General features: G+C 31.9%; 26 protein-coding genes. 17 read left to right on the forward strand and 9 right to left on the reverse strand.

Features of this window, described 5'->3' with window-relative positions:
* Positions 1-69: 69 nt before the first annotated feature.
* The 12 genes from DZ60_RS0107305 to DZ60_RS22670 all read left to right on the forward strand — a co-directional run bounded on the left by DZ60_RS0107305 (position 70) and on the right by DZ60_RS22670 (position 11,098).
* Positions 70-1,281, forward strand: a complete 1,212-nt coding sequence (locus DZ60_RS0107305) for a hypothetical protein (protein ID WP_025741438.1) — start codon at positions 70-72, stop codon at positions 1,279-1,281.
* A 172-nt stretch (positions 1,282-1,453) separates the two neighbouring features.
* Positions 1,454-2,218, forward strand: coding sequence for a ParA family protein (locus tag DZ60_RS0107310; protein WP_025741439.1), 765 nt, complete (start codon positions 1,454-1,456; stop codon positions 2,216-2,218).
* Between the two features lie 6 nt (positions 2,219-2,224).
* Positions 2,225-3,133 (forward strand): ParB/RepB/Spo0J family partition protein, encoded by a 909-nt coding sequence (locus tag DZ60_RS0107315; RefSeq protein WP_025741440.1) that lies wholly within the window; start codon positions 2,225-2,227, stop codon positions 3,131-3,133.
* A complete protein-coding gene (locus DZ60_RS0107320; RefSeq protein WP_025741441.1) occupies positions 3,123-3,728 on the forward strand; it encodes a DUF5683 domain-containing protein in 606 nt (201 codons plus the stop codon). The genes DZ60_RS0107315 and DZ60_RS0107320 overlap by 11 nt, the downstream gene beginning before the upstream one ends.
* 52 nt (positions 3,729-3,780) lie before the next feature.
* On the forward strand, positions 3,781-4,485 hold the full coding sequence (dapB, locus tag DZ60_RS0107325; RefSeq protein WP_025741442.1) for a 4-hydroxy-tetrahydrodipicolinate reductase: 705 nt from the start codon (positions 3,781-3,783) through the stop codon (positions 4,483-4,485).
* A gap of 51 nt (positions 4,486-4,536) precedes the next feature.
* Positions 4,537-6,108 (forward strand): signal peptidase I, encoded by a 1,572-nt coding sequence (gene lepB / locus DZ60_RS0107330; protein WP_025741443.1) that lies wholly within the window; start codon positions 4,537-4,539, stop codon positions 6,106-6,108.
* Between the two features lie 86 nt (positions 6,109-6,194).
* Positions 6,195-6,827 (forward strand): WbqC family protein, encoded by a 633-nt coding sequence (locus DZ60_RS0107335; RefSeq protein WP_025741444.1) that lies wholly within the window; start codon positions 6,195-6,197, stop codon positions 6,825-6,827.
* A gap of 132 nt (positions 6,828-6,959) precedes the next feature.
* Entirely contained in the window at positions 6,960-7,190 is a 231-nt protein-coding gene (locus DZ60_RS0107340; protein ID WP_025741445.1) for an acyl carrier protein, read from the forward strand.
* Positions 7,169-8,362: a cytochrome P450 gene (locus DZ60_RS0107345; protein WP_025741446.1), complete on the forward strand. Its 1,194-nt coding sequence runs from the start codon at positions 7,169-7,171 to the stop codon at positions 8,360-8,362. The genes DZ60_RS0107340 and DZ60_RS0107345 overlap by 22 nt, the downstream gene beginning before the upstream one ends.
* Before the next feature lie 176 nt (positions 8,363-8,538).
* Positions 8,539-9,774, forward strand: coding sequence for an MBOAT family O-acyltransferase (locus tag DZ60_RS0107350; RefSeq protein WP_161634370.1), 1,236 nt, complete (start codon positions 8,539-8,541; stop codon positions 9,772-9,774).
* Positions 9,775-9,785: 11 nt separating this feature from the next.
* Positions 9,786-10,736 carry a hypothetical protein gene (locus DZ60_RS0107355; RefSeq protein WP_152537390.1) on the forward strand — a complete coding sequence of 317 codons (951 nt, stop codon included), beginning with the start codon at positions 9,786-9,788 and terminating at the stop codon, positions 10,734-10,736.
* A 53-nt stretch (positions 10,737-10,789) separates the two neighbouring features.
* Positions 10,790-11,098: a DUF6122 family protein gene (locus tag DZ60_RS22670; protein WP_034229034.1), complete on the forward strand. Its 309-nt coding sequence runs from the start codon at positions 10,790-10,792 to the stop codon at positions 11,096-11,098.
* 174 nt (positions 11,099-11,272) lie between these two features.
* On the opposite strand, the gene DZ60_RS0107360 is transcribed toward DZ60_RS22670, so the two are convergent.
* The 7 genes from DZ60_RS0107360 to DZ60_RS0107390 all read right to left on the reverse strand — a co-directional run bounded on the left by DZ60_RS0107360 (position 11,273) and on the right by DZ60_RS0107390 (position 17,573).
* Entirely contained in the window at positions 11,273-12,289 is a 1,017-nt protein-coding gene (locus tag DZ60_RS0107360; RefSeq protein ID WP_025741449.1) for an endonuclease/exonuclease/phosphatase family protein, read from the reverse strand.
* A 12-nt stretch (positions 12,290-12,301) separates the two neighbouring features.
* Entirely contained in the window at positions 12,302-13,180 is an 879-nt protein-coding gene (locus DZ60_RS0107365; protein WP_025741450.1) for a rhomboid family protein, read from the reverse strand.
* 3 nt (positions 13,181-13,183) lie between these two features.
* A complete protein-coding gene (locus DZ60_RS0107370) occupies positions 13,184-13,936 on the reverse strand; it encodes a rhomboid family intramembrane serine protease (protein WP_025741451.1) in 753 nt (250 codons plus the stop codon).
* A gap of 7 nt (positions 13,937-13,943) precedes the next feature.
* On the reverse strand, positions 13,944-15,833 hold the full coding sequence (gene mutL / locus DZ60_RS0107375) for a DNA mismatch repair endonuclease MutL (protein ID WP_025741452.1): 1,890 nt from the start codon (positions 15,831-15,833) through the stop codon (positions 13,944-13,946).
* Complete coding sequence (locus tag DZ60_RS0107380; RefSeq protein WP_025741453.1) at positions 15,834-16,124, reverse strand: hypothetical protein; 291 nt, start codon at positions 16,122-16,124, stop codon at positions 15,834-15,836.
* 115 nt (positions 16,125-16,239) lie between these two features.
* A complete protein-coding gene (ribH, locus tag DZ60_RS0107385; protein ID WP_025741454.1) occupies positions 16,240-16,743 on the reverse strand; it encodes a 6,7-dimethyl-8-ribityllumazine synthase in 504 nt (167 codons plus the stop codon).
* A gap of 59 nt (positions 16,744-16,802) precedes the next feature.
* Positions 16,803-17,573, reverse strand: coding sequence for a tetratricopeptide repeat protein (locus DZ60_RS0107390; protein ID WP_025741455.1), 771 nt, complete (start codon positions 17,571-17,573; stop codon positions 16,803-16,805).
* A gap of 136 nt (positions 17,574-17,709) precedes the next feature.
* Here DZ60_RS0107390 and recF point away from each other — a divergent pair, with 136 nt between their 5' ends.
* Genes recF through DZ60_RS0107405 form a run of 3 tightly spaced genes read left to right on the forward strand, consistent with a single transcriptional unit; the run spans position 17,710 to position 19,510 of the window.
* Entirely contained in the window at positions 17,710-18,804 is a 1,095-nt protein-coding gene (recF, locus tag DZ60_RS0107395; RefSeq protein ID WP_025741456.1) for a DNA replication/repair protein RecF, read from the forward strand.
* The gene (locus DZ60_RS0107400) at positions 18,801-19,214 is read left to right on the forward strand and encodes a hypothetical protein (RefSeq protein WP_025741457.1); all 414 of its coding nucleotides are present in this window, start codon (positions 18,801-18,803) and stop codon (positions 19,212-19,214) included. Before recF ends, DZ60_RS0107400 begins: the two co-directional genes overlap by 4 nt.
* Positions 19,214-19,510: a DUF721 domain-containing protein gene (locus tag DZ60_RS0107405; RefSeq protein WP_025741458.1), complete on the forward strand. Its 297-nt coding sequence runs from the start codon at positions 19,214-19,216 to the stop codon at positions 19,508-19,510. Before DZ60_RS0107400 ends, DZ60_RS0107405 begins: the two co-directional genes overlap by 1 nt.
* Here the strand turns inward: DZ60_RS0107405 and DZ60_RS0107410 are convergent.
* Positions 19,496-19,897 (reverse strand): acyl-CoA thioesterase, encoded by a 402-nt coding sequence (locus DZ60_RS0107410; RefSeq protein ID WP_025741459.1) that lies wholly within the window; start codon positions 19,895-19,897, stop codon positions 19,496-19,498. The two genes, DZ60_RS0107405 and DZ60_RS0107410, sit on opposite strands and share 15 nt — an antisense overlap.
* Positions 19,898-20,158: 261 nt before the next feature.
* Complete coding sequence (locus DZ60_RS0107420; RefSeq protein ID WP_025741461.1) at positions 20,159-21,073, reverse strand: hypothetical protein; 915 nt, start codon at positions 21,071-21,073, stop codon at positions 20,159-20,161.
* Between the two features lie 521 nt (positions 21,074-21,594).
* Between DZ60_RS0107420 and DZ60_RS0107425 the strand changes: the two genes are divergently transcribed.
* Both DZ60_RS0107425 and DZ60_RS0107430 read left to right on the forward strand, forming a co-directional pair.
* Positions 21,595-22,116, forward strand: coding sequence for an RNA polymerase sigma factor (locus tag DZ60_RS0107425; RefSeq protein ID WP_025741462.1), 522 nt, complete (start codon positions 21,595-21,597; stop codon positions 22,114-22,116).
* A gap of 57 nt (positions 22,117-22,173) precedes the next feature.
* A complete protein-coding gene (locus DZ60_RS0107430) occupies positions 22,174-23,082 on the forward strand; it encodes a FecR family protein (protein WP_025741463.1) in 909 nt (302 codons plus the stop codon).
* Position 23,083 lies beyond the last annotated feature (1 nt).

The following is a 23,083-nucleotide window of genomic DNA, read 5'->3' on the forward strand; positions in this document are numbered from 1 at the left end:
ACTACAAAGAACAGGTAGACCATCCTCATTCGAAGGTGGTCTATTTCTTTACATAAAAGTGCACAAAAAATGAACCTTAGAATTACCATTCTCTTTTTTTTACTAATAAATTATATTGCTGTATCACAAAATCAGTTTGAGCCTGGTACAGTATACTACCAAAATGGTACTGTAGAGAAAGGTTATATTCAATTTTTCCCTAAAGAAAGTAACCGTTTGTTATTCAAAAAAAGTGAAACAGATGAGACACATACACTATCATCTAATCAAATTAAGTCATACATTTTCGAAAACTTCGATAAAAAATTCGTTTCAGAAAAAATTGATACGGATTTTTATTTCTTAGAAGTATTGGTCGAAGGTACTGCTAATCTACTTTTCCTTAAAAATAACGGTACTAAAAGACGTTATTTTTTGAAGTCTAAAAAAACAGGATTAAAAGAATTAGATATCATATTAAGAAAAAATGAAGCACAGAATAAACAATTTAAATTAAAAAGGTACATCGGGATATTAAACCTTGAATTTAATGATTGCGAAAAAATAAAGAATAAACTAGATAACATAAAACTTATATCCTCTGATTTATCTACAATATTTATAGAATACAATAATTGCGTAGCAAAAACCACTTTTGTCTCTGAAAGAAAGCAAAGAAAAAACATTCATCAATTAGGTCTTGAAGCCGGTGCATATTATACTAAAGTAAAATCAAGAGGAACCTCTATTAGAGGAAAAGATTTCGAAAGCTCAATTACCCCGTCAATCGGTTTGAATTACCTCTTTACTCCTACATCTATATCTTCAAGAATATCCCTTGTCGCAGGAGTATCATACAATCAAATAAATACTGAAACCGCATATTATAGAAATGTACCTGTCTTGATAGGAGATTTCGAAACTTCGAAGATCACTCTTAAAACAATAAATTTTAAATTAGGTGGCATATATGGATTCAATGAATCCAGAAAAAAAATAAACCCATATCTGGGAATCTATTACATAAACAGTCTATTGTTAAATTCTGACCCGATAGATTCATATATAAGAATTGATACTACTGGAAATGAAAGCTTTTTGTACGAAGACTTTGTCGTCGAAACCCAAAAAATCACTTCTGGATTTGCGATAGAAATCGGGGCTAATCTCGTGCTTAATGAAAAAAATGAACTTACTGTCAAAATCGGTTATGAGCGTATTGGGGATTTTCTAAATTATTCGGGAGCTTCTTATCCAAGTGATTCGATTGCATTAAAATTTGGTTATAATTTTGATCTCTAACACATAGTCATGCAAAGCGAAGGAAATAAATATCTTTTTTATTAACATCAAAAAAAGCATCACTCACCATCTTTATTCAGGGGATAGTTTTTTTTATCAATACTGTTGATATTTTCATTTTTATAATATATAATAAATTGTATTTTTACCTTTCAAATCCAAATCCCCACATATGGGTAAAATTATAGCAATTGCCAATCAAAAAGGAGGTGTTGGCAAAACCACTACCTCTGTAAACCTAGCAGCATCATTGGGTGTTCTAGAAAAAAAAGTGTTACTTATCGATGCTGATCCTCAAGCCAATGCGACATCAGGTCTAGGGCTAGATGTGGACACCATAGAAAAAGGAACGTATCAGATTCTAGAACATACTGCACAACCAAAAGATGTTATTTTAGAGACCAGTTCTCCCAATGTACATATTATCCCTGCGCATATTGATCTGGTTGCCATAGAAATTGAACTGGTAGACAAAGATCAACGAGAGTATATGATGAAAAGTGCAATAGAAGAACTAAAATCAGAATATGATTACATTCTCATTGACTGTGCGCCATCTCTTGGTCTACTTACCCTTAATGCACTAACGGCATCTGACTCTGTCGTAATACCCATACAGTGTGAATATTTTGCATTAGAAGGACTTGGTAAGCTTTTGAATACCATTAAGAGTGTTCAGAAAATACACAATAAGCAATTGGATATAGAAGGATTATTATTGACAATGTATGACTCAAGGTTAAGGTTATCAAATCAAGTGGTAGAAGAAGTTCAAAAACATTTTAATGAAATGGTCTTCAAAACTATTATCCAAAGAAACATACGTTTAAGTGAAGCTCCTAGTTATGGGCAAAGTATAATTAACTATGATGCTTCTAGTAAAGGTGCCAGTAATTACTTAAGTTTGGCACAAGAAATTATAAAGAAAAATAGCTAAGGACTCATGGCGAAGGCAACAAAGAAACAAGCACTAGGAAGAGGATTATCAGCACTTCTTAAGGACCCTGATAATGACATAAAATCAGTTGAAGATAAGAATGCAGATAAAGTAGTAGGTAATATCATTGAGCTAGAATTAGAGAGCATCGATGTTAACCCTTTTCAACCGCGTACAAGTTTTAATGATGAAACATTAAGAGAATTAGCTACTTCTATTAAAGAGGTAGGGGTTATACAACCAATTACAGTTCGTAAATTAGATTTCAACAATTATCAACTTGTTAGTGGAGAGCGCCGTTTTAGAGCGTCAAAATTAGCTGGATTAAAATCTATACCTGCCTATATCAGAATTGCTAATGACCAAGAGTCATTGACAATGGCTTTGGTAGAAAATATTCAAAGACAAGATTTAGACCCAATAGAAATAGCCCTATCATATCAACGTCTTATTGACGAAATAAGTCTGACTCAAGAACAACTTAGTGACCGAGTAGGAAAAAAAAGATCAACAATTGCAAATTACCTTAGGTTATTAAAATTAGATCCTATTGTTCAAACTGGTATGCGAGACGGGTTTATATCAATGGGACACGGTAGAGCCCTAATTAATATAGAGGACTCGCAACAACAACTGGACACCTATGAAATGGTTATTGGCAAATCATTATCAGTAAGAGAAACCGAGAAATTGGTAAAAGCTATCAACAATCCAAACGAAAGCGTAAGTGATACAGTTGCAACAACCAATCAATTACCGCGTCATATATCTAAAGGAATTAAAGATTTTTCAGAATATTTTGGCGCCAAGATCGATGTAAAAGTTTCAAGTAAAGGAAGCGGCAAGTTAATCATACCCTTTTCTTCTGAAGAAGATTTCAAACGTTTAAAGAAACTTATTAATAGTGAAGATTAATTTTTTTTATATTGTTTTTTTTATAGTTTTTTCTATTCAAAATATTCTTTCACAGGAAAATGAAGAATTAAAAATTACCACAGAGGAGGTTCCTGTAAAAAAGAAAAAGAAAAGGGAGAGAAAAGAAAAAAAAGAAAAAGCTGTAGAGCCTTATGAACCATTGGCTCCTGCAAAAGCAGCTTTTTACTCAGCTGTTCTACCGGGTCTAGGGCAGGCATACACAAAAAAATACTGGAAAATACCAATTGTATATGCTGCAATAGGTACAGGTGTCTATACATATATCTACTATAACAATAATTATAATAGGTTTAGAGATATTTATAAACGTCGTCTGGCAGGATATACTGATGATGAGTTTCCTAATGTCACAGATGATCAATTGATATCACTACAAGATTCTTTTAGACGTGATAAAGAATTATCTCTATTATTAACAGTAGGGTTGTATCTACTAAATATTGTAGATGCAAATGTTACAGCGCATCTAAAACAATTTAATGTATCAGATGAACTTTCATTTAGACCCAAAATAAATTTTAATGAGTTTGATGCTCGACCAAATTATGGTCTATCGCTCAATTATGGTTTTTAAAAAGAATTCGCACCTTTCTAAAAACGAAATAACCACACACAACCACCAAATTATGAAAATTGCACTACTAGGATATGGAAAAATGGGAAAAACCATAGAAAAAATTGCAACCGAAAGAGGCCATACTATCGTACTAAAAGTTGATAAAAACGATACTACATATGATGTCTCAGTAGCCGATGTGGCTATTGATTTTAGTATTCCATCTGCTGCCGTAAACAATATAACAAATTGCTTCAATGCAGGCACACCCATTGTGTCGGGCACCACAGGATGGTTAGACAGTTATGATCACATAATTACATTATGCAAAGAAAAAAAAGGAGGATTTATTTATGCATCTAATTACAGTCTTGGTGTTAATCTTTTCTTTGAACTCAATAGAAAATTAGCCAAAATGATGAATCCATTAGAGGGATATGATATCACTATGGAAGAAATTCATCATACTGAGAAACTAGACGCTCCTAGTGGTACAGCAATAACCCTTGCTGAAGGCGTTATTGAAAACACAAAAAATGAGGCATGGGTACTAGATACGAATATAGTTGCTCAAAATACAATCCCAATCACTGCAAAACGCATCGAAAAAGTTCCAGGAACACATACCGTAACTTATGCGTCAGAAGTTGATAGCATCGAAATTAAACATACCGCCCATAATCGAAACGGTTTTGCTTTAGGAGCTGTAGTCGCTGCAGAATGGATTAATGGAAAAACTGGGATTTTTAGCATGAAAGATGTTTTAGGTTTATAATAAAGTGTAACATTTTATCAATATCCCTTACTAATATTAAAAAAATACAAAATGACACTTACACAATGGTTTATTTTTTTCCTGATACTACAAGTGATTCACTTCTTAGGTACTTGGAAATTATATATAAAAGCAGGTAGAAAAGCATGGGAAGCTATTATTCCTGTATATAATGCTGTAATTTTAATGAAAATCATTAATAGACCATGGTGGTGGGTAATTCTTTTATTTGTTCCGGTTATTAATGTAATTATGATTCCGGTAATATGGGTTGAAACCATAAGAAGTTTCGGAAAAAACACAACTACAGATACTATACTTGTGCTCGTAACTCTTGGTTTATATATCTATTACATCAATTATATGTTAGATGTAACATATATAGAAGACCGAAGCCTAAAACCTAGAACGTCTGCCGGAGAATGGACCAGTTCTATTTTATTTGCTGTCGTTGCAGCCACTATAGTACACACCTATTTCATGCAACCTTACACCATCCCAACAGGATCCTTAGAAAGAACACTTCTTGTGGGGGACTTCTTATTTGTAAGTAAGTTTCATTATGGTGCGAGAACTCCCATGACTGCTGTATCATTTCCAATGGTACACGATACTATTCCTAAATTAGGAGTAAAATCGTACTTAGAAAAACCACAATATCCTTATTTCAGAATTCCTGGGTTTCAAAAAATAAAGCGCAATGATATTGTCGTATTTAGTTGGCCTGTTGATACCGTAAATGCTTTTCAACAGTGGGGAGACGGAAAATACCATTATAAACCTATTGATAAAAAATCAAATTATGTAAAGCGTTGTGTAGGAGTTCCCGGAGATTCTCTTTCGGTAGTAGATGGTTATGTGTATATTGATGGTAAACAAACAGAACTACCAGATCGAGCACAAATACAATTTTCATATATAGGTACCACAAAAGGAAGTAATTTTAATTTACAAAATCTATACAAACGTTACCACATTAAACCAAATGAGTTTGGTTATAACAACACTCAATTTAGCTCTGCGGGAATGACCAGTGAGGCTGCCTCTCAATTCAAAAATCATCCAAACGTAGCTAGTATTACTAGAAATATTACTCCCAAAGGAGTAAAAGATCCAAATATCTTCCCTAACAACAACAAACTACCTTGGAATAATGACAATTTTGGCGCTATTTATATTCCAGAAGCTGGCAAAACTGTAAAAATGGATCTCAAAAGTTTTTCATTGTATCGTAGAATCATTGAGGTGTATGAGGGATCAGAAATGGGTATTGATAATAAACTGACTGTAAATGGAACCCAAGTATTGTTAAATGGATCTCCTATTGATAGCTATACTTTTAAGCAAGATTATTATTGGATGATGGGAGATAATCGACATAACAGTGAAGACAGCCGAGCATGGGGATATGTTCCTGCAAATCACATTGTAGGAAAACCCGTTTTTGTATGGTTTAGTTTTGATACCAATGCAAAAGGTCTTTTTAATAAAATAAGATGGGAACGAATGTTTACTACTGTGGGCGGAAATGGAGAGCCTACATCTTATTTTAGATATTTCCTTATTCTATTAGTAGGTTGGATAATTTTTAATCAATACAGAAAAAGAAAGAAAGCGGCTTAACACCGCTCTTTAATCTAACGCATAGAAAAGCAAAGAGAGACAATCCTTTTCTATGCGTTTGGTATTATTCAAATATTTTTGCGAGCTTGAAAACAACATTACTCCATCCTATGTATTTTGGATCTATTGCGCAATACGTTGCAATAGCACAATCAGATTCGGTAATTTTTGAAAATGAAGACAATTACCAAAAACAAACCTATCGCAATCGCACCTATATATATGGAGCTAATGGTAAACTATTGTTAAGTATACCCATAAAACATAGTAAAAAAGGAATAAAGCAACTCTACCGTGATGTACAGATAGAAAATGAATTCCCTTGGCAGCAATTACATTGGAAATCATTACAAACGGCCTATCGCACCTCTCCTTTTTTTGAATATTATGAGGATGAATTCGTTCATTTATTCAGAAAAAAAAGAACATTTCTTCTTGACTTTAATTACGAATGTATGCAAATATTACATGACTGTATGCAAATCGACATGACGGTTAATAAGACAAACGAATATATCAGGACTCCTGAAAACATGACTGATTTAAGATCATTAGTAGATGCCAAAAAAGAGATAGAACATGACTTAGAACCTTACATTCAAGTTTTTGAAGATAAATATGGCTTTCTACCAAACATATCTATTCTCGATCTATTATTTAATGAAGGTACAAATGCATTGACTTATCTAGAAAATCAAAAGATTTTTAATGCTCTCTGAAAACTCTCACAGTACATCGATTTGCTAACTATATACAACTCCATTCTCTTTAACCCCATGATACGTTTTCTAGTCTTTTTTAATATCAAATTCTAAATACTATATTTACCCAAAACTAATAAACTAATACGTATGAGTACCGAACAATGGTTAAAAGAGAGAATTGCTGAAGAAACTGACTTACCAATTGACGAAATTTCATCTGACCAAGAATTTACCACCTTTAATTTAGATTCTCTATCGATACTAACACTTGCCTTCGATCTGGAATCCAAACTTAATGTAAAAGAAATTGATCCTACGGTGTTTTCAGAATATAACACTATCAAAAAACTTGTATCATGGATAGAAAACCCCAAATAATCTGGAATCCATTCTCCAAAGGTTACTTTGAGAATCCGTACCATCATTTAGAGGAATGCAGAGAGAAAAGACCTATCCATAAAGGCATACACAATGAACTTGTTTTTTTTGAATACAAAGATGTTAGTAAATTACTGCGCTCCAATGACTTTGTAGTTAGTGAGCTTAGTGAATACCTTAAAAAAAAAGAACCTTATATTTTTAAAAACACTAATACATGTCCCTACCTATCTAAGGGAACTCAAAAATGGACTATGTACCTTAATAATGAAGCTCATAAAAGTATGAGAGCTATTATGGGAAAATCCTTTAAAGAATTTGATCTATCCACTATTATTGAAGAATCTATTATAATACTGAACGAAAAATATAAAAATCAAACAGAAATTGATTTAGTTAATTATTGTGCATACTTTATTTTTTTAGTAACAGAAAGATTGTTTGGCATTAAGGATTTTGAGAGTTTTCAACATATCAAAAAATACTCAAATATGCTGGCTAGAAGTCAGGATATTTTTGTACCTAAACAAATATATCAAGAAATAAACTCTTGGTTTTTATGGGGGAAAAATATCTTCCAAGATTCAAAATATAAAGAAAATATTCGATTTTTTGCAGAACAATTAGGTTTACAGTATACAGATGAAGACATTTATTCGATCATGTCAATATCTGTAATGGCGTCATTTGAGACTTCTAAAGACAATTTGACCATGGCACTATTCGAAATTATTAAAAATAAGAAACTTACAGACTACGTTCTAAATTGTAATGCCAAAGAACTAAACTTACTTATTGAAGAACTATTTAGGTTTTCTTCTCCACTGCAATATACAGTTCGGGTTAACAAAGCGCCTTTGGAATATAATGATATACTAATCCCAGCTCAATCCAAGCTTTATCTATGTTTAGCTAGTGCTAATCGTGACCCTCAAGCCTTTGAAAAACCGAACGAAATAATTCCAGATAGAAACCCCAATGAACATTTAGCATTCGGTGGTGGGAATCACTTTTGTCTTGGCGCACAAATATCTAGGCAAGAAATGAGATATTGCCTAAAACCAATGGTCACATTTTTACAAAAATTCTCTATCAAAGAGGGAGAACAAATAAAATGGGCTAAGCAAATTTTTATGAGAACGGCTCAATCCATGCCTATTAAAGCGGATTAAAATAATTATCTATATACCTTTGATTAATGGTAGAGTTCAATTTACTTTTAATATTTATTTATGTATTATCTTCGGTTACTTTAGTTTATTTATTTTCCGCTGAAAATAAATGGAAAGCTCTTTTGTTAACCAGTTTAGTTTTTTATTACATCCTAGTGGGATACAAAATATTTTTTTTGGTATTTATTGCCCTTATTATTTATAAACTAGGGTTCAAAATACAACTTAACAAATCATGGCTTAAAATTGCCGTTTTTTTAGTCTTAATACCTCTCCTAATTTCAAAATTAACTGATAAAAATTTTCATTTCGAAGAATATTATTCCACTGGTATTCAATCTCAAAGTTCTTTTAATTGGACTCATCTACTACAGATAATAGGTATTTCCTATTTTACGTTTAACGGAATAAGCTATCTAGTTGATATTAAGAGAAAGTATATAGAACCAGAAAGTAATTTTTTTCTTTTACTTTTGTATTTAATTTATTTTCCCGCTGTTTTTTCAGGTCCATTACATCGAGCAAAATATCTTATAGGTCAATTCAAAAATATTGCAATTAATGACAGTACCATTTCAAAAGGTATGCGTTTAATACTTTGGGGGTTATTCAAAAATATGATAATCGCACAAAGAATCTATTCTTTAATGACCCACTTGCTTGGCTCAGAAATAAGCGGTATCTATTATTTAATACCTGGATTACTTTTCTTTCTATATCTATATACCAATTTTAGCTCATTCATTGATATTTTCCAAGGAGTTTCTGAAATTTTCGGTATTAAAATGAAAAACAATTTTAATAATCGTATATATTTATCATCCTCTAGACAAGAATTCTGGAAAGGATGGCATATTACATTAAATGAATGGTTTAGAGATTATTTTTTTTTCGTTTTGGCCAAAAAAGATAAGAAAAGAAGATACCTAAACTTTATTTTATTTATTACCTTTATTTTGATAGCCTTATGGCATGACATAAGTTATACCCTATTAATTTGGGGTACTCTAAACGGGCTATGGATCATTTTAGAAAAAAAGGCTAATATTCAAAAGCTACCTTTTCCTAGTATTCGAAAAAAAATGGGTATTGTATACCATCTTACAGTCTCATGTTTTCTCGCATTAATTTTTATCTCTACGGACCCATTATTACTTATCGAAAAAGTCTTCATTGAGGATTCATATATTCCATTAAATGTTTTAAAAAGACTATCTCTAAGCATTACCATTATACTATGTGCATTCATAATAATGGATTATCATTATTTTAAATCAAAAAATAAAAGATTTGATGAATACCTACAGGAAAAACCTGTACTCCAAAGATGGTTTATTTATTGTAAACTTACACTACTAATTCTATTATTTGGGTTAAATCCGGCGGTTGATAATTATTATATTTTATTTTGATGAATAAAACCATGAAGAGTAGAAAATCTATAATAAAACTCAGTATTTTTGGCTTAATACTACTTATAACAACAATTTCTATTAGGCAAATTATATCTGTTTCTACTACTAATAATAACCTATCGTCATTTGATGAAATTATAAATGTATTATCAAATCCTACTCAAGACACAACATATTATTTTATTGGTTCAAGTAGAGTACAAAGGAGTATTAACCCAGAAATCATTAAGAAATATTTTAAGGGAATCGATTTTCAAAATTTAGGAATAAGTGGCTCTACCTTTTTAGGAAACTGTATTTTAAGTGAACATTTACTAAAAAAAGAATCTCCAAAAGTTCTATTCATAGAACTTAGCCCAATAAAACCAAAATTATCACAACACTTCATACATTTTTCAACAAAAGCAAACCTCAATATTTTCGAAAGTATAAATACTTTTAACAGCACAAACTCTCAAGAGCAACTATTATTTAACCTTAATATCCTAAATGATTATTTATTCTCAAGAGTATCACTAAAACACGACGGAAGAGATTTGATGCAATTGAACAAATCAAAAAAAAAGAGTACCATTGGTTTTATATCAACTGACGAGAATAGTCATAACTCAATATTACCCTTTCTAAAATATGAAGACCTAGAAACAACTAAATATAAAAATGAGAATATTGACATCTATTTAAAATATATGAGTTATCTCGAGGCCTTAAGTAAACAAACAAATTCTAGAGTAATTTTCTTTTTACCTGTTACTTATAAAAAAGAAAAAGAAAAGAATCTCTTGATACCCATTTATAATAAATTACCTAATCATCTAAAATTAAAATATTCTGAAGACTTTTTTCAAGAAATAACAAATAGTAGTTATTTATTAGACAAAAACCACTTTAATAGTAAAGGTGCAGAAAAATATACTTCTTTATTATGCCCAATAATAAAAAGTCATTTATTAAAATAAAAAGCATCGCTGATAATGATTATCGTAATTACTTCATTTAATTTATTACCTCAATGATTAGACCTATTCTGCACTATGGTTTACACCTTATAATTCCACTAGGTATTGCATTCCTTTTATTTCCTAAATACTGGAAAAAAACATATCTCATTTTTATAGGAGTTATGCTCATTGATTTAGATCACTTATTCGCTTTCCCCGTTTTTGACCCAAATCGATGTAGCATTGGTTTTCATCCTCTTCACAGCTATTTTGCTATTACTTTTTACAGTATTGGATTGTTTTTTTCTAAAACAAGAATTCTTGCATGCGCCCTTTTATGGCATATCATTACTGACCAAATAGATTGTTGGATGATGTAATACAACTCTGCTTCTTGGGCCTCTCTCACCTCATACCAAATTATAGGCTTCATTAAAAACACGAGCGAAGTAGACATTATCATAGCTCCAAACCTAAAGATCTTTTAGTATCAATTCGGTACATTGCGAAAAAGAATAAATTTTCAGTAGACTGAACCAAGTATGAAACTAGCATTAAAACTTTAGTCGTGTAGAGATTGGGTAATGGTCAGAAAGTTCCTGTTCATAACTCTTAAAACTTAAAACCTCAAATTCCTGAGGAACTAAAATAAAATCAATTCTGGCCGGGAACAACTCAAACTTAAACGTTTTACCAAACCCGCTTCCTGCTTCTTTGAATGTATCTAAGAGATTTTCTCCACGAATTTTATCATAGATATAAGAATAGGCTGTATTATTAAAATCTCCCATAACAATATTCTTATAAGGAGAGGTTTTCATATGGGCGATAAGCCGTTCTGCTTGCGCTTGTTGTTTTCTAAAAGAAATAGAAATACGTTTTAATAATTTTTGTGAATCAGCTTTTGCCAGTTCATCAGTTTTACTATTTATTTTATGAGATTGCAAATGAATATTATAGACCCGTATAGTATCCTTATGAATTACTATATCAGCAAAAATCACATTATTAGGTGTTTTTTTAAATGCTAAAGACCCTTTATTAATAATCGGATACTTAGAAAATATAACTAATGCCAACTCTTTATTTCCATTATTAAAATCCTGAAATTCGTACCTATACTGCTCAAAGTCTATATTAGGGTTGTTATAAAATTCTTGTGCACAGAATATATCAGGATTTTCTTCTCGCACTAATCGAGAAATATCTTGAGGAATCGTATCAGAATCAATCCAACGAAACCTATTAAAACTATGCACATTATAACTTAATAAAGAAAGGTCATGATCTACCTGATTAACCGATTTACCACGTAGCTTGTACAACGATGAAACATGAGTAATACCTAGAAGTAATACGATGAAAGAGAGTAGTAATCTTTTATTTAATAAAATCAGCCAATATATTAGAAACAGTACATTAATTAGAATAAGTACAGGCACAGTTAAACTAAGCACAGAAAGAAGCGGAAATGTTTTAGGAGAAACGTAGGGCAATAAATATGCAAGCAACAAGATAAAAGCCGCGACAGAATTCATCACAAAAATCAGCTTATTAACCACCTTCCTCATAATATAAAATTATTACTCCCTCCCTGCCTTAAACAAAAAATCCTTCTCTTCTTTGGTTAAGCTTTCGTATCCGCTTTTACTAATTTTATCCAGAATAGCATCTATCTGTTTTTGATTAGGAGATTTTACGGAGGATGCAGCTGTTTTTTTTGCCGTTTTTATAGGAGTTTTTGATTTATGTACCGTTCTTAATGGGCTTTTCTTTTTGGGTTTAAATATAGCCATAACTCCATCCATAAGTTTTTCGAACCATGCCCCTATATCTTTACCTTTTTTGAGTTGAATGGCATAAAGATATCCAAAAATCGCACCGCCCATGTGGGCAATTAATCCACCAGCATTTCCCGATGTTGGAATCTGAACCAAATCCATAAGCACCATAAAAACTCCTATTTGCCATAATTTTACTGTAAGTACAAATATTCTAACTTCTGCATTCGGGGTATATGCTGCTATAAATATCACTATAGCCAAAACAGCAGCGGATGCACCTACCAAATACCCCAACTGACCACTTAAAACAGGGAACAAATTATATGCTAATACAAATAAAAATCCACCACAAATAGCACCTAAAAGATAAATAGTAAGAAACCTCTTTTCGGTAAACAAATTCAAAACATATTGTCCGAACCAGTAAAGCATAAGCATATTCCAGAAGACGTGCCAAAACCCAAAATGCAAAAAACTATATGTTAGCACACTCCATATTTGTAACAGAAATGCATTAAACTCGGTAGGAAGTACAAACCATTTCATTAAAATACTTGGTGTTGTCTCAAACACCCATGCACCTAAAGTTGCAAATAAAAATATAGCTGCATTAATAACAATAAGTTTCGTACTAATAGTAGCGGTTTTAAATTGATATCCTAGATTATTAGTTGCCATATGCTAATCCCAACGATTTTGATTAAACGAATTTTTTTTCCAATACCACATAGTAATAAAACCAATTACTGCGCCTCCGACATGAGCCCAATGTGCTACATTAGAGGGTCCTAAAAGGGATTGTCCTGTAATACCTGAATACAAATCTAATAGAAAATATCCTCCTATAAGATATTTTGCTTTAATAGGAATTGGTATAAACATGAGATAAAGAGGCAAATTAGGAAATAATACTGCAAAAGCAGCCAGAGTTCCAAAAATTGCTCCCGAGGCACCAACCATAGGCGTTGTATATGATTTAATCATATTCTCTGTAACCTCCTGAGGAATATTCGGATGAACAGAATACTGACCTGTTGAGATTGTATTTTGTATAAATTTAATTATTTCAGTTTCAGAAAAACCCGCATTCAAATATGCCGTATATCCTGGGTCGAATTGAAAATGTGTAAACATAATCTGAAAACCCGCTGCCCCTAAACCTGAAAAAAAGTAAATAAATAGAAATTTTTTCTGCCCTATAGAATTCTCTAAATGGCTTCCAAACATATATAAGGCAAACATATTAAAAAATATATGCCCTGCATCTCCATGCATAAACATATGAGTTATAATTTGCCATATTTGAAAACTATCATTCTTCGGAAACCAAAGCGCAAACCACTCATATGCGTTATCAGCCAAGGTCAAAGACCCTACAAAAAAAATGACATTTATAATTAGTAGTACTTTTACTGTTTCTGTAATTCTCCCCATGTATTCCTTAAAATTTTGTATCTATTTCGTCTACCGTTAACGTTATGAATGTCGGCTTATTATCGGGTGTTATAGAGGGCTCTGTACAGGCAAACAAACTATTAACCATATATTGTTGCTGTTCAGAGGCCAACTCTACTCCAGTGCGTATAGCAATACTCTTTGCTATAGATTTTGCCAAAAGATCTGTTTGTGAGAAACCACTTTCGGGAACTTCATTTTCTAGATCACTTAACAACTTATCTAATAAAAGCGACACTTCTTTCTCTGAAGTTATCGAAGGTATCCCTGTGATTTCTATTTCATTTGTAGATGACTCTGACATTTCTGAAAAAACAAACCCCATATTTTCTAATTGCTCCTGTATACTTAAAATAAGAGCTACTTCAGTTTTAGAGAAAGATAAGGTAAGAGGAAATAATAATTGTTGACTAGCCGCACTTGCCATAGTAATATTGCGCAATAATTCTTCGTACACTATTCTATGATGAGCTCTATGTTGATTAACAATAACCATCCCACTTTTGATGGTTGTTACAATATATTTTTTATGAAGTTGATATGTCGTATGGTGCCCCACTTTCTTGTCATCATTCTCAAATAAAGAGCCTGTCACCTCTTCACTTTCAAATTCTACTGAAGAAAAATCATTTTGTGTTGATTTCTGACTGGTCATTTCTGACTCAAGGCCCGTATATAGATTTTCCCAACTCCCCGGAGATTCCTTTTTAAAAGAAGTATATTTCTTATCTGTTGATGACGAATTATTCTCACCTGATAATTTTTCTTCTTTAAATGGATTAAAACCTCTATCTACTTCAATAGTTGGAGTCTGAGCAGCTTTACTCTTATATTCGTATGGTGTATCCATAGAAGAGTCCCTATTAAAATCAAGCACCGGAGCTACATTAAACTGCCCCAAACTATGCTTAATAGAAGCCCTCAAAATAGCATATAAAGCATGTTCATCTTCGAATTTGATTTCAGTTTTTGTAGGGTGGATATTAATATCTATTGACTGTGGGTCTACAGTGAGATACAAAAAATAACTCGGATGCGATTTATCCTTTAGCAACCCTTCGAATGCTGCATTAACAGCGTGATTGAGGTATGGGCTTTTTATAAATCGATTATTCACAAAGAAAAATTGCTCTCCCCTTGTTCTTTTAGCATACTCGGGCTTACCAACAAAACCACTTATACCAACTAAATCTGTTTCTTCGGTAACAGGAACTAACTTTTCATTCGTTTTTCCTCCAAAAACATTTACAATACGTTGTCTATGCTTAGATGCTATCAAATTAAAAACCTCGTTACCATTATGATACATATCAAATCGCAACGACGGATGTGCCATTGCTACTCTATGAAACTCATCTATAATATGTCGCAGTTCTACTGCATTTGACTTCAAAAAATTACGCCGGGCAGGAATATTATAAAATAAATTTTTGACACTAATCGATGTTCCTTTGGGAGTTACACAAACTTCTTGAGAAATAACCTCACTCCCCTCTATATGTATTACAGTCCCCACCTCATCTACTTCTTGTCTTGTTTTGAGTTCTACATGAGCAATTGCTGCTATAGAAGCCAGAGCTTCTCCTCTAAATCCCTTTGTATCTAATTGAAAAAGATCTTCTGCGGTTTTTATTTTTGAAGTCGCATGACGTTCAAAACTCAATCTTGCATCTGTAACACTCATTCCTTTACCATCATCAATAACTTGAATAAGTGTTTTACCTGCTTCTTTTATAATAAGTTTTATATGCGAAGCCCCTGCATCTATTGCATTCTCTAACAACTCTTTAACAACCGAAGCCGGTCTTTGAACCACTTCTCCTGCAGCAATTTGGTTGGCTACGTGATCTGGTAATAATTGGATAATATCGGACATTTATCGTCGTGCAGTAAATATGGATAAATCAAAATCTATGATAACCAAAAAAATAAAAAGTAAAATGAGAACAACCCATAAAATTCTACGATTCACATTTTTATCTGAATCATGCCTCAGTTCTTCCCAAGCTCTACTAAACTTATCTTTGAGGTTATTACTAGTACCAACAGTACTTCTATACTTATCAAACTTATTCTCTATTCGATAAGGGCTACCTTCTCCATTATCATCCCAATACCGAGGTGAATAACTAAACTTTTTATTTTTTCTTGTTTTAAATATTCCCATAATCATTTCAAATATAATTAAAAATGAATTGTAATCTAAAGGTTTTAGCATTACAATAACATCAAAATATATCTATAGCAAGTAGTATGCCGTACAGGAGATGTAAAAAATAAAACTACTTATAAAAGGTAGCGTCTTTGCGCAGTTGAGCCATTTTTATAGCAGCAATAGCAGCTTCTGTTCCTTTGTTTCCATGTTTTCCTCCGGATCGATCAATTGATTGCTGTAGTGTATTATCCGTAAGAACACAAAAAATTACAGGAATATCACTTTGTATATTTAGGTCTTTAATACCTTGTGTTACGCCTTCGCATACAAAATCAAAATGCTTAGTCTCTCCTTGTATTACAGACCCTACAGCAATAATAACATCGAGCATATCAAAAGACTCCTGCATTTTTTTACATCCGTAGATCAGCTCAAAACTCCCGGGAACATTCCATCGTACAATATTTTCTTTTATTGCCCCACAATCTATAAATGCGTCAAACGCTCCTTGAAACAGGCCTTGAGTAATCGTATCGTTCCATTCTGAAACAACAATCCCAAATCGAAAATCTTTCGCATTTGGGATTGTATTTTTGTCGTATGCCGATAAATTTTTATTTTCTGTAGCCATTATATTTCTTACTATTTATGATACAGAGCAATAATAAGTATTTAAGCTCTAATCCAAAACTATTGCATTGCATTTGCCTGACCCAAATGAACGTCTACTTGATTTGCTTCTACACTTTTAGGAAATTCATTTTTAATTCTTTCTAAGTATGTAACAGCAATATCTGACTTCTTCAAAGAAATAGCTATAATTGCAGCTTTAAGTAAAAATTTTGGTGTTGTAAAATCATTTACTTTGGCCTTAGATGCTTTTTCATAGTAACCTAAAGCTTCATCTACCTGACCAAGTTGAGAAAATGCATCTCCAATACCGCCTAATGCAAGAGGGCCTAACATTTCATCATCACTTTTAAAATCATCAAGATAATCTATTGCTTGTTGATATTTATTTGTATTAAGGTAAGAAAACCCTGCATAATAATTTGCAAGATTAGCTGCTTTAGTACCTCCATAATTTTCTATAATCTCTAAGAACCCGTACTTACCATCTCCACCATTAAGAGCTAGTGTGTATAATGAATCTCGAACTGCAGAATTTCCGTTTACTGCATTCTCAAAATATTGTTGTGCTCTAAACATTTCATTCGCAGCTTCTTGCTCTTTGGGAGCCTGTATAAATTTCTGAAATGCAAGATACCCAAGTATAACTACTGCTATTACAGCTACTCCTCCTAGTATATATTTTTGATTCGCTGCAACCCATTCTTCGGTTTTGGAAGCTCCTTCATCTAAGGTATTAAACACCTCAGCAGTTGTTGAGTTCTCTTCTGTAACCTCAACTTCTTCAACTTTATTTTTTGGTTTATATCCTCGTTTCTTGTACGTTGCCATATCTTTTCTTTAATGAAGGGCAAAAATAAAATTTTTATTCATAATTAAAAGGGAAAAGATTTGTTATTTTTCAATAATTTGCACAGATTATTTATGAATTCCATTAACGCCATGACACATTGGTCATCAATATTTTATGATTTTAAAATCGCTATCTTTATTAAATTATAAAAATTTTGACACTATCAATTTTGATTTTGATGATAAGATAAACTGTCTTGTTGGAAACAATGGAGTCGGAAAAACCAACATTCTTGACGCCATCTATCATTTATCTTTTGGCAAGAGTTATTTTAATCCTATTACGAGTCAAAATATAAAACATGCTACGGATTTCTTTGTCATAGATGGTCTTTATGAAAAAGAAAATAGAGAGGAAAAAGTGCTCATCAGTGCAAAAAGAGGTCAAAAAAAAGTTATCAAACGTAACGGAAAGGTATATGATAAATTTAGTGAACATATTGGATTCCTTCCTTTGGTAATTATTTCTCCTGCGGATAGAGACCTTATTACAGAAGGTAGTGATACGCGTCGCAAATTTATTGATGGCGTAATTTCTCAAAGTGATAACAACTATCTTTTACTGTTATTAAAATACTCAAAAACCTTATCCCAAAGAAATGCACTATTAAAGTATTTTGCAGCTAATAACACATTTGATCCAGATACCTTAGAAATATACAATCAACAACTTCATGAATACGGAGAAGAAATTCATTTAAAGAGAACAGATTTCCTAAAAACTTTTACCCCAATATTTTTGAATAGATATCAAGCTATTAGTTCTGGCCTTGAAAAAGTCGCTTTGACATATGAGAGTAAATTATCTGGTACAGATCTACTAACGCTGTTGAAACAAAATTTAGCAAAAGATAAAATGCTACAGTATACAAGCGTAGGGATACACAAAGACGATTTATCTTTTGAAATTGAAGGATACCCTATTAAAAAATTTGGTAGTCAAGGACAACAAAAGTCATTCTTAATTGCACTAAAACTGGCACAATTTGATTTTATAAAAAAACAAAGCAAAGTAAACCCTATATTACTACTTGATGATATTTTTGATAAGTTAGACGAAAAGCGTGTTGAACATATTATTAAACTTGTTGACGATCAAAATTTCGGACAACTATTTATAAGTGACACGCATGCAGAAAGAACTGAGGAGGTCGTCAAAAAAATATCAAAATCTTATAAAATTATTCAATTAAAAAACTCACCAGAATGATAAAAAAGATAATTTATATTTTATTACTCGTTTTTATTTCCTGTGCAAAACAGACTAAACTAGAAGACGCAAAAAATCTTAACGGGTATTGGGAGATAGAATATGTTATGCTATCAGACGGATCAAAGAAACAATACAATTTTAATAAGAGTGTTGATTTTTTTGAGATTAAAGACTCTATTGGTGTTCGTAAAAAAGTACAACCCCAACTTGACGGAAGTTTTATTATAAATAATGACAGTAAAACATTCAGATTAAAAATAGAAAACGATAGTATCCGGATGTACTATAAAACAGAACAAGCTACCTGGAAAGAATCTTTAATTTCGTCGAAAGAAAACAAAATGGCTATAAAGAATGAAACAGGAAATATTTATTTTTACAAACGCTTCAAAAAAATCAAACTATAATGGCAAAACGTCATCAAGATGAACAGAGTCTTCAGGATATTTTAAAAAACTTTGTTTCTGACAATAACCTACAAAAAGGACTAGATAAAGTCGAAGTACGTGATGTATGGGAAAGCATCATGGGGCCCGCAATCACCAAATACACAAGGAACATAAGACTAGAAAGAGAAACATTATTTGTAGAACTCACCTCATCTGTACTGAGAGAAGAGTTAAGTTATGGAAAACAAAAAATTATTGATAACCTTAATAGTGAATTAGGTAAATCATTAATCAAAAAATTAGTCCTTAGGTGAAGATGACAACCTATCCTTTACGTATTCGATTTTTGTTTTACCGTGAGGAGTTGGTTTTCCATGCTCATCGAGGTTAACCATTGTTATCTTATCAACTTTAATTATTGTTTTTCGAGTTAATTTGTTACGAACTTCACAAGTAAGTACAAGTGAAGATTTACCAAATTTTACTACATCAGTACCTATTTCTATAATATCACCCTGAACTGCCGAACTCACAAAATTGATTTCTGACATAAACTTTGTTACAACTCTCTTACTTTCTAATTGAATCACGGCATACAATGCTGCTTCTTCATCTATCCATTCTAACATTCTTCCTCCAAAAAGTGTGTTGTTTGGGTTAAGGTCTCCTGGTTTTACAAGTTTTCGTGTATGGTATCTCATGGGGCTTTTTTTGTTTACCGCTAAATTATCAAAAAAACCCCATATGGTTATTAATTTAAGACCTTCTTTAAAAGAATTATTATTTTATAATTTTAACCCTAAGAATATTCAAAAAACAAAAACTTTAATCAGAATTTATTGCAATTTTGATGTAAGATTACTTCTTATTTTTTTTACTAATAAGTAATGAGTACACCACATATTTATAAAAAACACCTAAAGCGAATACAAAGCAACCAATAAAGTAAAGTAACGAGAGTTTTATGGCACAAAAACTTCCTCACAGATCTCTACACCATCTAAACAATCAGGTGTGATTACCGTAAGACAAATTTCATTTGACCCTCCATCAAGGTCTTTAGTTAGTGTATTGCCAACCAACAAAGCTGGTGCAATCACTACTCCATTAATAGAATAAATAAATTCATAATCATCTTCGACCTCAAAATCAGGAGAGAATATATACACATTCCCAGAAATTTGTTCTATGCCCAAACTCACATTGGGACAACCAGAACATGTATTCATAATTTCATAGAACTCATAATATGTTAATATTTCGGAAAATGCCACATCTGGCAATACGGATATACCAACGGGAAATTTAAAATTTGGAGAAGAGATACTTTGCAATGTATCAAGAAAAGTTATAAACCCATCTTGAGAATCAAAACTTATTTCTTGACCTGTTTCTTCTAGTAATACAATAGGTGTTTCAAGTTCAAAACATTGTCCGTAAAACTGTTCAAAATTTTCTCTAAACGTAGTAAGTTCGCAAGCACTAAAAACATCAAGAAAAGAACGCTCTGTCTCAACAGAAATTCGAGTACCTCCTTCTAAGATAATTTCTACAGGAAATTGTAAACCAGTAATATTAAAATTAGCACTTTGACTAGAAAGCACATCAACTAATCCTTGAAATGTAGTAATCTCTATACTCGAACTTGTGTTATACCCCAATACTATTGGATATTGAAAAGAAAAACATAACGCATTCTCAGGAAGTGTAAAAACATCCGATTGTAAACTATTGAGTAAGGCAACTATTGAAGTCGAAGAAGTAATATCGACCTCTTTATCATCTGTAAGAACACCATCATCATTGACACAAGAAGTTACTATGATGAATAGTGCTAACACATAATTTCTATATACTATTTTGAATATATTCAACATCAATTTGTTTTAAACCTATAACGCTTAAGAAAGCCAACACCCTACCTCTTAAAGCAACTACCATCAAAAATTGATTCTTAATTTTACATTAAGCGCGCAATTAGTTGATCAGAAAAGTAGAAAAAAATAAGCATACCCAAACTCAAAATATCAAAAAAAACGGTTTTACCGGTATAAAATGAAGGGCATTTATCTTATCCAGAGCATACCTAATATATAAGAAAACAGAGATCAGTACATTTTTATTGTAAAGAACTAATGCATTGCTGTATGTATAGAAATAGCTCTTAACAAAAAATTCCCCAAAAGCAATGACAAATACTTTTAGGGAATCCACCAAATTAATTTAACCAACTTAACTCACTTATTTCTAAAAGGCAGATATAAACACACATTATAATTTACCTTCAATAATAAAACGCTTAATAAACTAAATACCCTACCCCCTACTTTCTTTTTTTTAATTTTTTGATAGCTTAAAAAAAAAATCTAGCTTTGAATATTCATATTGATACCCCAAAATGTCTGACAGTAAAAATTCTATATGCAACGAGCAAACTTTTGATCACTTTTTCAAAAGTCATGCTACTCTTTTGAGAAACCACATGTATTATAAGTTTGGAGATCTAGAGCAAGCAGAAGATATTGTTCAGGATACATTTATAAAATTATGGAATAACTGCGCCAAGGTTCCTCTAGAGAAAGCAAAAAGTTACATATTTACGATTGCAACCAACCTTGGGATTAGTAATACACGTCACCAGAAAGTAAAATTTAAGTATAGAGACTACATAAAACATAGAAATACTGACATCAATAATGAATCTCCAGAATTTATTGCACTAGAGAATGAATATATGGAGATCTTAAAAAAGGCAATTGCAGATCTACCCGAAAGACAACGTGAGGTTTTCCTTTTAAGTAGAATCGACAAAAAAACATATCGAGAGATTGCAGAAATGTCAAATGTATCAATAAAGGCCATAGAAAAACTAATGCACAAAGCTTTAGTGACGCTACGAAAAAAAATTGGAAATATTTAACATATTAAAGGTAGGGTAATTAACACATAAAACGTTCACTTATATATAACAAGGTATATGTTAAGTAATAAAGAAGATGATATATTCTTATCCAGATGGATAAACGAAGAACTTTCTGAAGAAGAACTTTCTGAGTTTAAATCACATCCCGAATATGAATATTTTACAAAAATTAAACAGGGCACAGACTCTTTAGTTATCAGAGAATATGATATCGAAAACGCTCTATCTCGTATTAAATCAACTCGGGTTAATAATACCTCTAAAAAAAGGAGTATTATTAAACTTGTACCTTATTTTGCAGCCGCCGCATCTATTGCCATTATTATTGGTCTTTTTCTATATCAAATGGACACATCTTTTGCTACCAACTACGGAAAACAGCAAATAGTAGTATTACCTGACGGATCAGAAATGATTCTAAACGCTAAATCTGAGGCAAGCTTTAATAAAAATGAATGGAAGGAACATAGAACTGTTTCTCTGAATGGAGAAGCATATTTTAAAGTAAAAAAAGGAAGTAAATTTACAGTAAAAACAAAAAACGGAACCATTACTGTACTAGGAACTCAGTTTAATGTGCAATCGCAAAATAAGTTCTTTGAAGTTACCTGCTACGAAGGAAAAGTAAGAGTTAACAATGACACCATAGAAGAAGTTCTAACCAAAGGAAAAGGTTATCGAAATATAGAGAAGCGTGCACCCGAACGATGGTCTTTTGAATCTCAGAAACCCTCATGGCTTACCAAAACTAGTTCTTTTAAAAGCACACCTATAGAATATGTTTTCAAGGAATTAGAAGAACAATATCAAATAAAGATAATTACAAATAATATAGATCTTAAAACTATATATACAGGATCTTTTCCTAATACGAATAAAAAAGTCGCTCTTACAACAGTTTTTAGTACTTTAGGCATGACCTATAAGCTATCTGATGATAGCAAAACTGTAGTAGTAGAATAGC

This window comes from Aquimarina pacifica, from assembly GCF_000520955.1.
Lineage (GTDB): Bacteria > Bacteroidota > Bacteroidia > Flavobacteriales > Flavobacteriaceae > Aquimarina > Aquimarina pacifica.

Excerpts from the sequence above, each read along its gene's own strand:
- DZ60_RS0107340 (WP_025741445.1), top strand. The coding sequence starts at position 6,960 with ATGAGTACCGAACAATGGTTAAAAGAGAGAATTGCTGAAGAAACTGAC.
- mutL (WP_025741452.1), bottom strand. The coding sequence starts at position 15,833 with ATGTCCGATATTATCCAATTATTACCAGATCACGTAGCCAACCAAATT.
- DZ60_RS0107410 (WP_025741459.1), bottom strand. The coding sequence starts at position 19,897 with ATGAGATACCATACACGAAAACTTGTAAAACCAGGAGACCTTAACCCA.
- DZ60_RS0107370 (WP_025741451.1), bottom strand. The coding sequence starts at position 13,936 with ATGGGGAGAATTACAGAAACAGTAAAAGTACTACTAATTATAAATGTC.
- DZ60_RS0107360 (WP_025741449.1), bottom strand. The coding sequence starts at position 12,289 with ATGAGGAAGGTGGTTAATAAGCTGATTTTTGTGATGAATTCTGTCGCG.
- DZ60_RS0107430 (WP_025741463.1), top strand. The coding sequence starts at position 22,174 with ATGTTAAGTAATAAAGAAGATGATATATTCTTATCCAGATGGATAAAC.
- lepB (WP_025741443.1), top strand. The coding sequence starts at position 4,537 with ATGACACTTACACAATGGTTTATTTTTTTCCTGATACTACAAGTGATT.
- DZ60_RS0107345 (WP_025741446.1), top strand. The coding sequence starts at position 7,169 with ATGGATAGAAAACCCCAAATAATCTGGAATCCATTCTCCAAAGGTTAC.
- DZ60_RS0107355 (WP_152537390.1), top strand. The coding sequence starts at position 9,786 with ATGAAGAGTAGAAAATCTATAATAAAACTCAGTATTTTTGGCTTAATA.
- DZ60_RS0107420 (WP_025741461.1), bottom strand. The coding sequence starts at position 21,073 with ATGTTGAATATATTCAAAATAGTATATAGAAATTATGTGTTAGCACTA.
- recF (WP_025741456.1), top strand. The coding sequence starts at position 17,710 with ATGATTTTAAAATCGCTATCTTTATTAAATTATAAAAATTTTGACACT.
- DZ60_RS0107400 (WP_025741457.1), top strand. The coding sequence starts at position 18,801 with ATGATAAAAAAGATAATTTATATTTTATTACTCGTTTTTATTTCCTGT.
- DZ60_RS0107315 (WP_025741440.1), top strand. The coding sequence starts at position 2,225 with ATGGCGAAGGCAACAAAGAAACAAGCACTAGGAAGAGGATTATCAGCA.
- DZ60_RS0107390 (WP_025741455.1), bottom strand. The coding sequence starts at position 17,573 with ATGGCAACGTACAAGAAACGAGGATATAAACCAAAAAATAAAGTTGAA.
- DZ60_RS22670 (WP_034229034.1), top strand. The coding sequence starts at position 10,790 with ATGATTAGACCTATTCTGCACTATGGTTTACACCTTATAATTCCACTA.
- ribH (WP_025741454.1), bottom strand. The coding sequence starts at position 16,743 with ATGGCTACAGAAAATAAAAATTTATCGGCATACGACAAAAATACAATC.
- DZ60_RS0107380 (WP_025741453.1), bottom strand. The coding sequence starts at position 16,124 with ATGGGAATATTTAAAACAAGAAAAAATAAAAAGTTTAGTTATTCACCT.
- DZ60_RS0107310 (WP_025741439.1), top strand. The coding sequence starts at position 1,454 with ATGGGTAAAATTATAGCAATTGCCAATCAAAAAGGAGGTGTTGGCAAA.
- DZ60_RS0107405 (WP_025741458.1), top strand. The coding sequence starts at position 19,214 with ATGGCAAAACGTCATCAAGATGAACAGAGTCTTCAGGATATTTTAAAA.
- DZ60_RS0107305 (WP_025741438.1), top strand. The coding sequence starts at position 70 with ATGAACCTTAGAATTACCATTCTCTTTTTTTTACTAATAAATTATATT.
- DZ60_RS0107425 (WP_025741462.1), top strand. The coding sequence starts at position 21,595 with ATGTCTGACAGTAAAAATTCTATATGCAACGAGCAAACTTTTGATCAC.
- dapB (WP_025741442.1), top strand. The coding sequence starts at position 3,781 with ATGAAAATTGCACTACTAGGATATGGAAAAATGGGAAAAACCATAGAA.
- DZ60_RS0107365 (WP_025741450.1), bottom strand. The coding sequence starts at position 13,180 with ATGGCAACTAATAATCTAGGATATCAATTTAAAACCGCTACTATTAGT.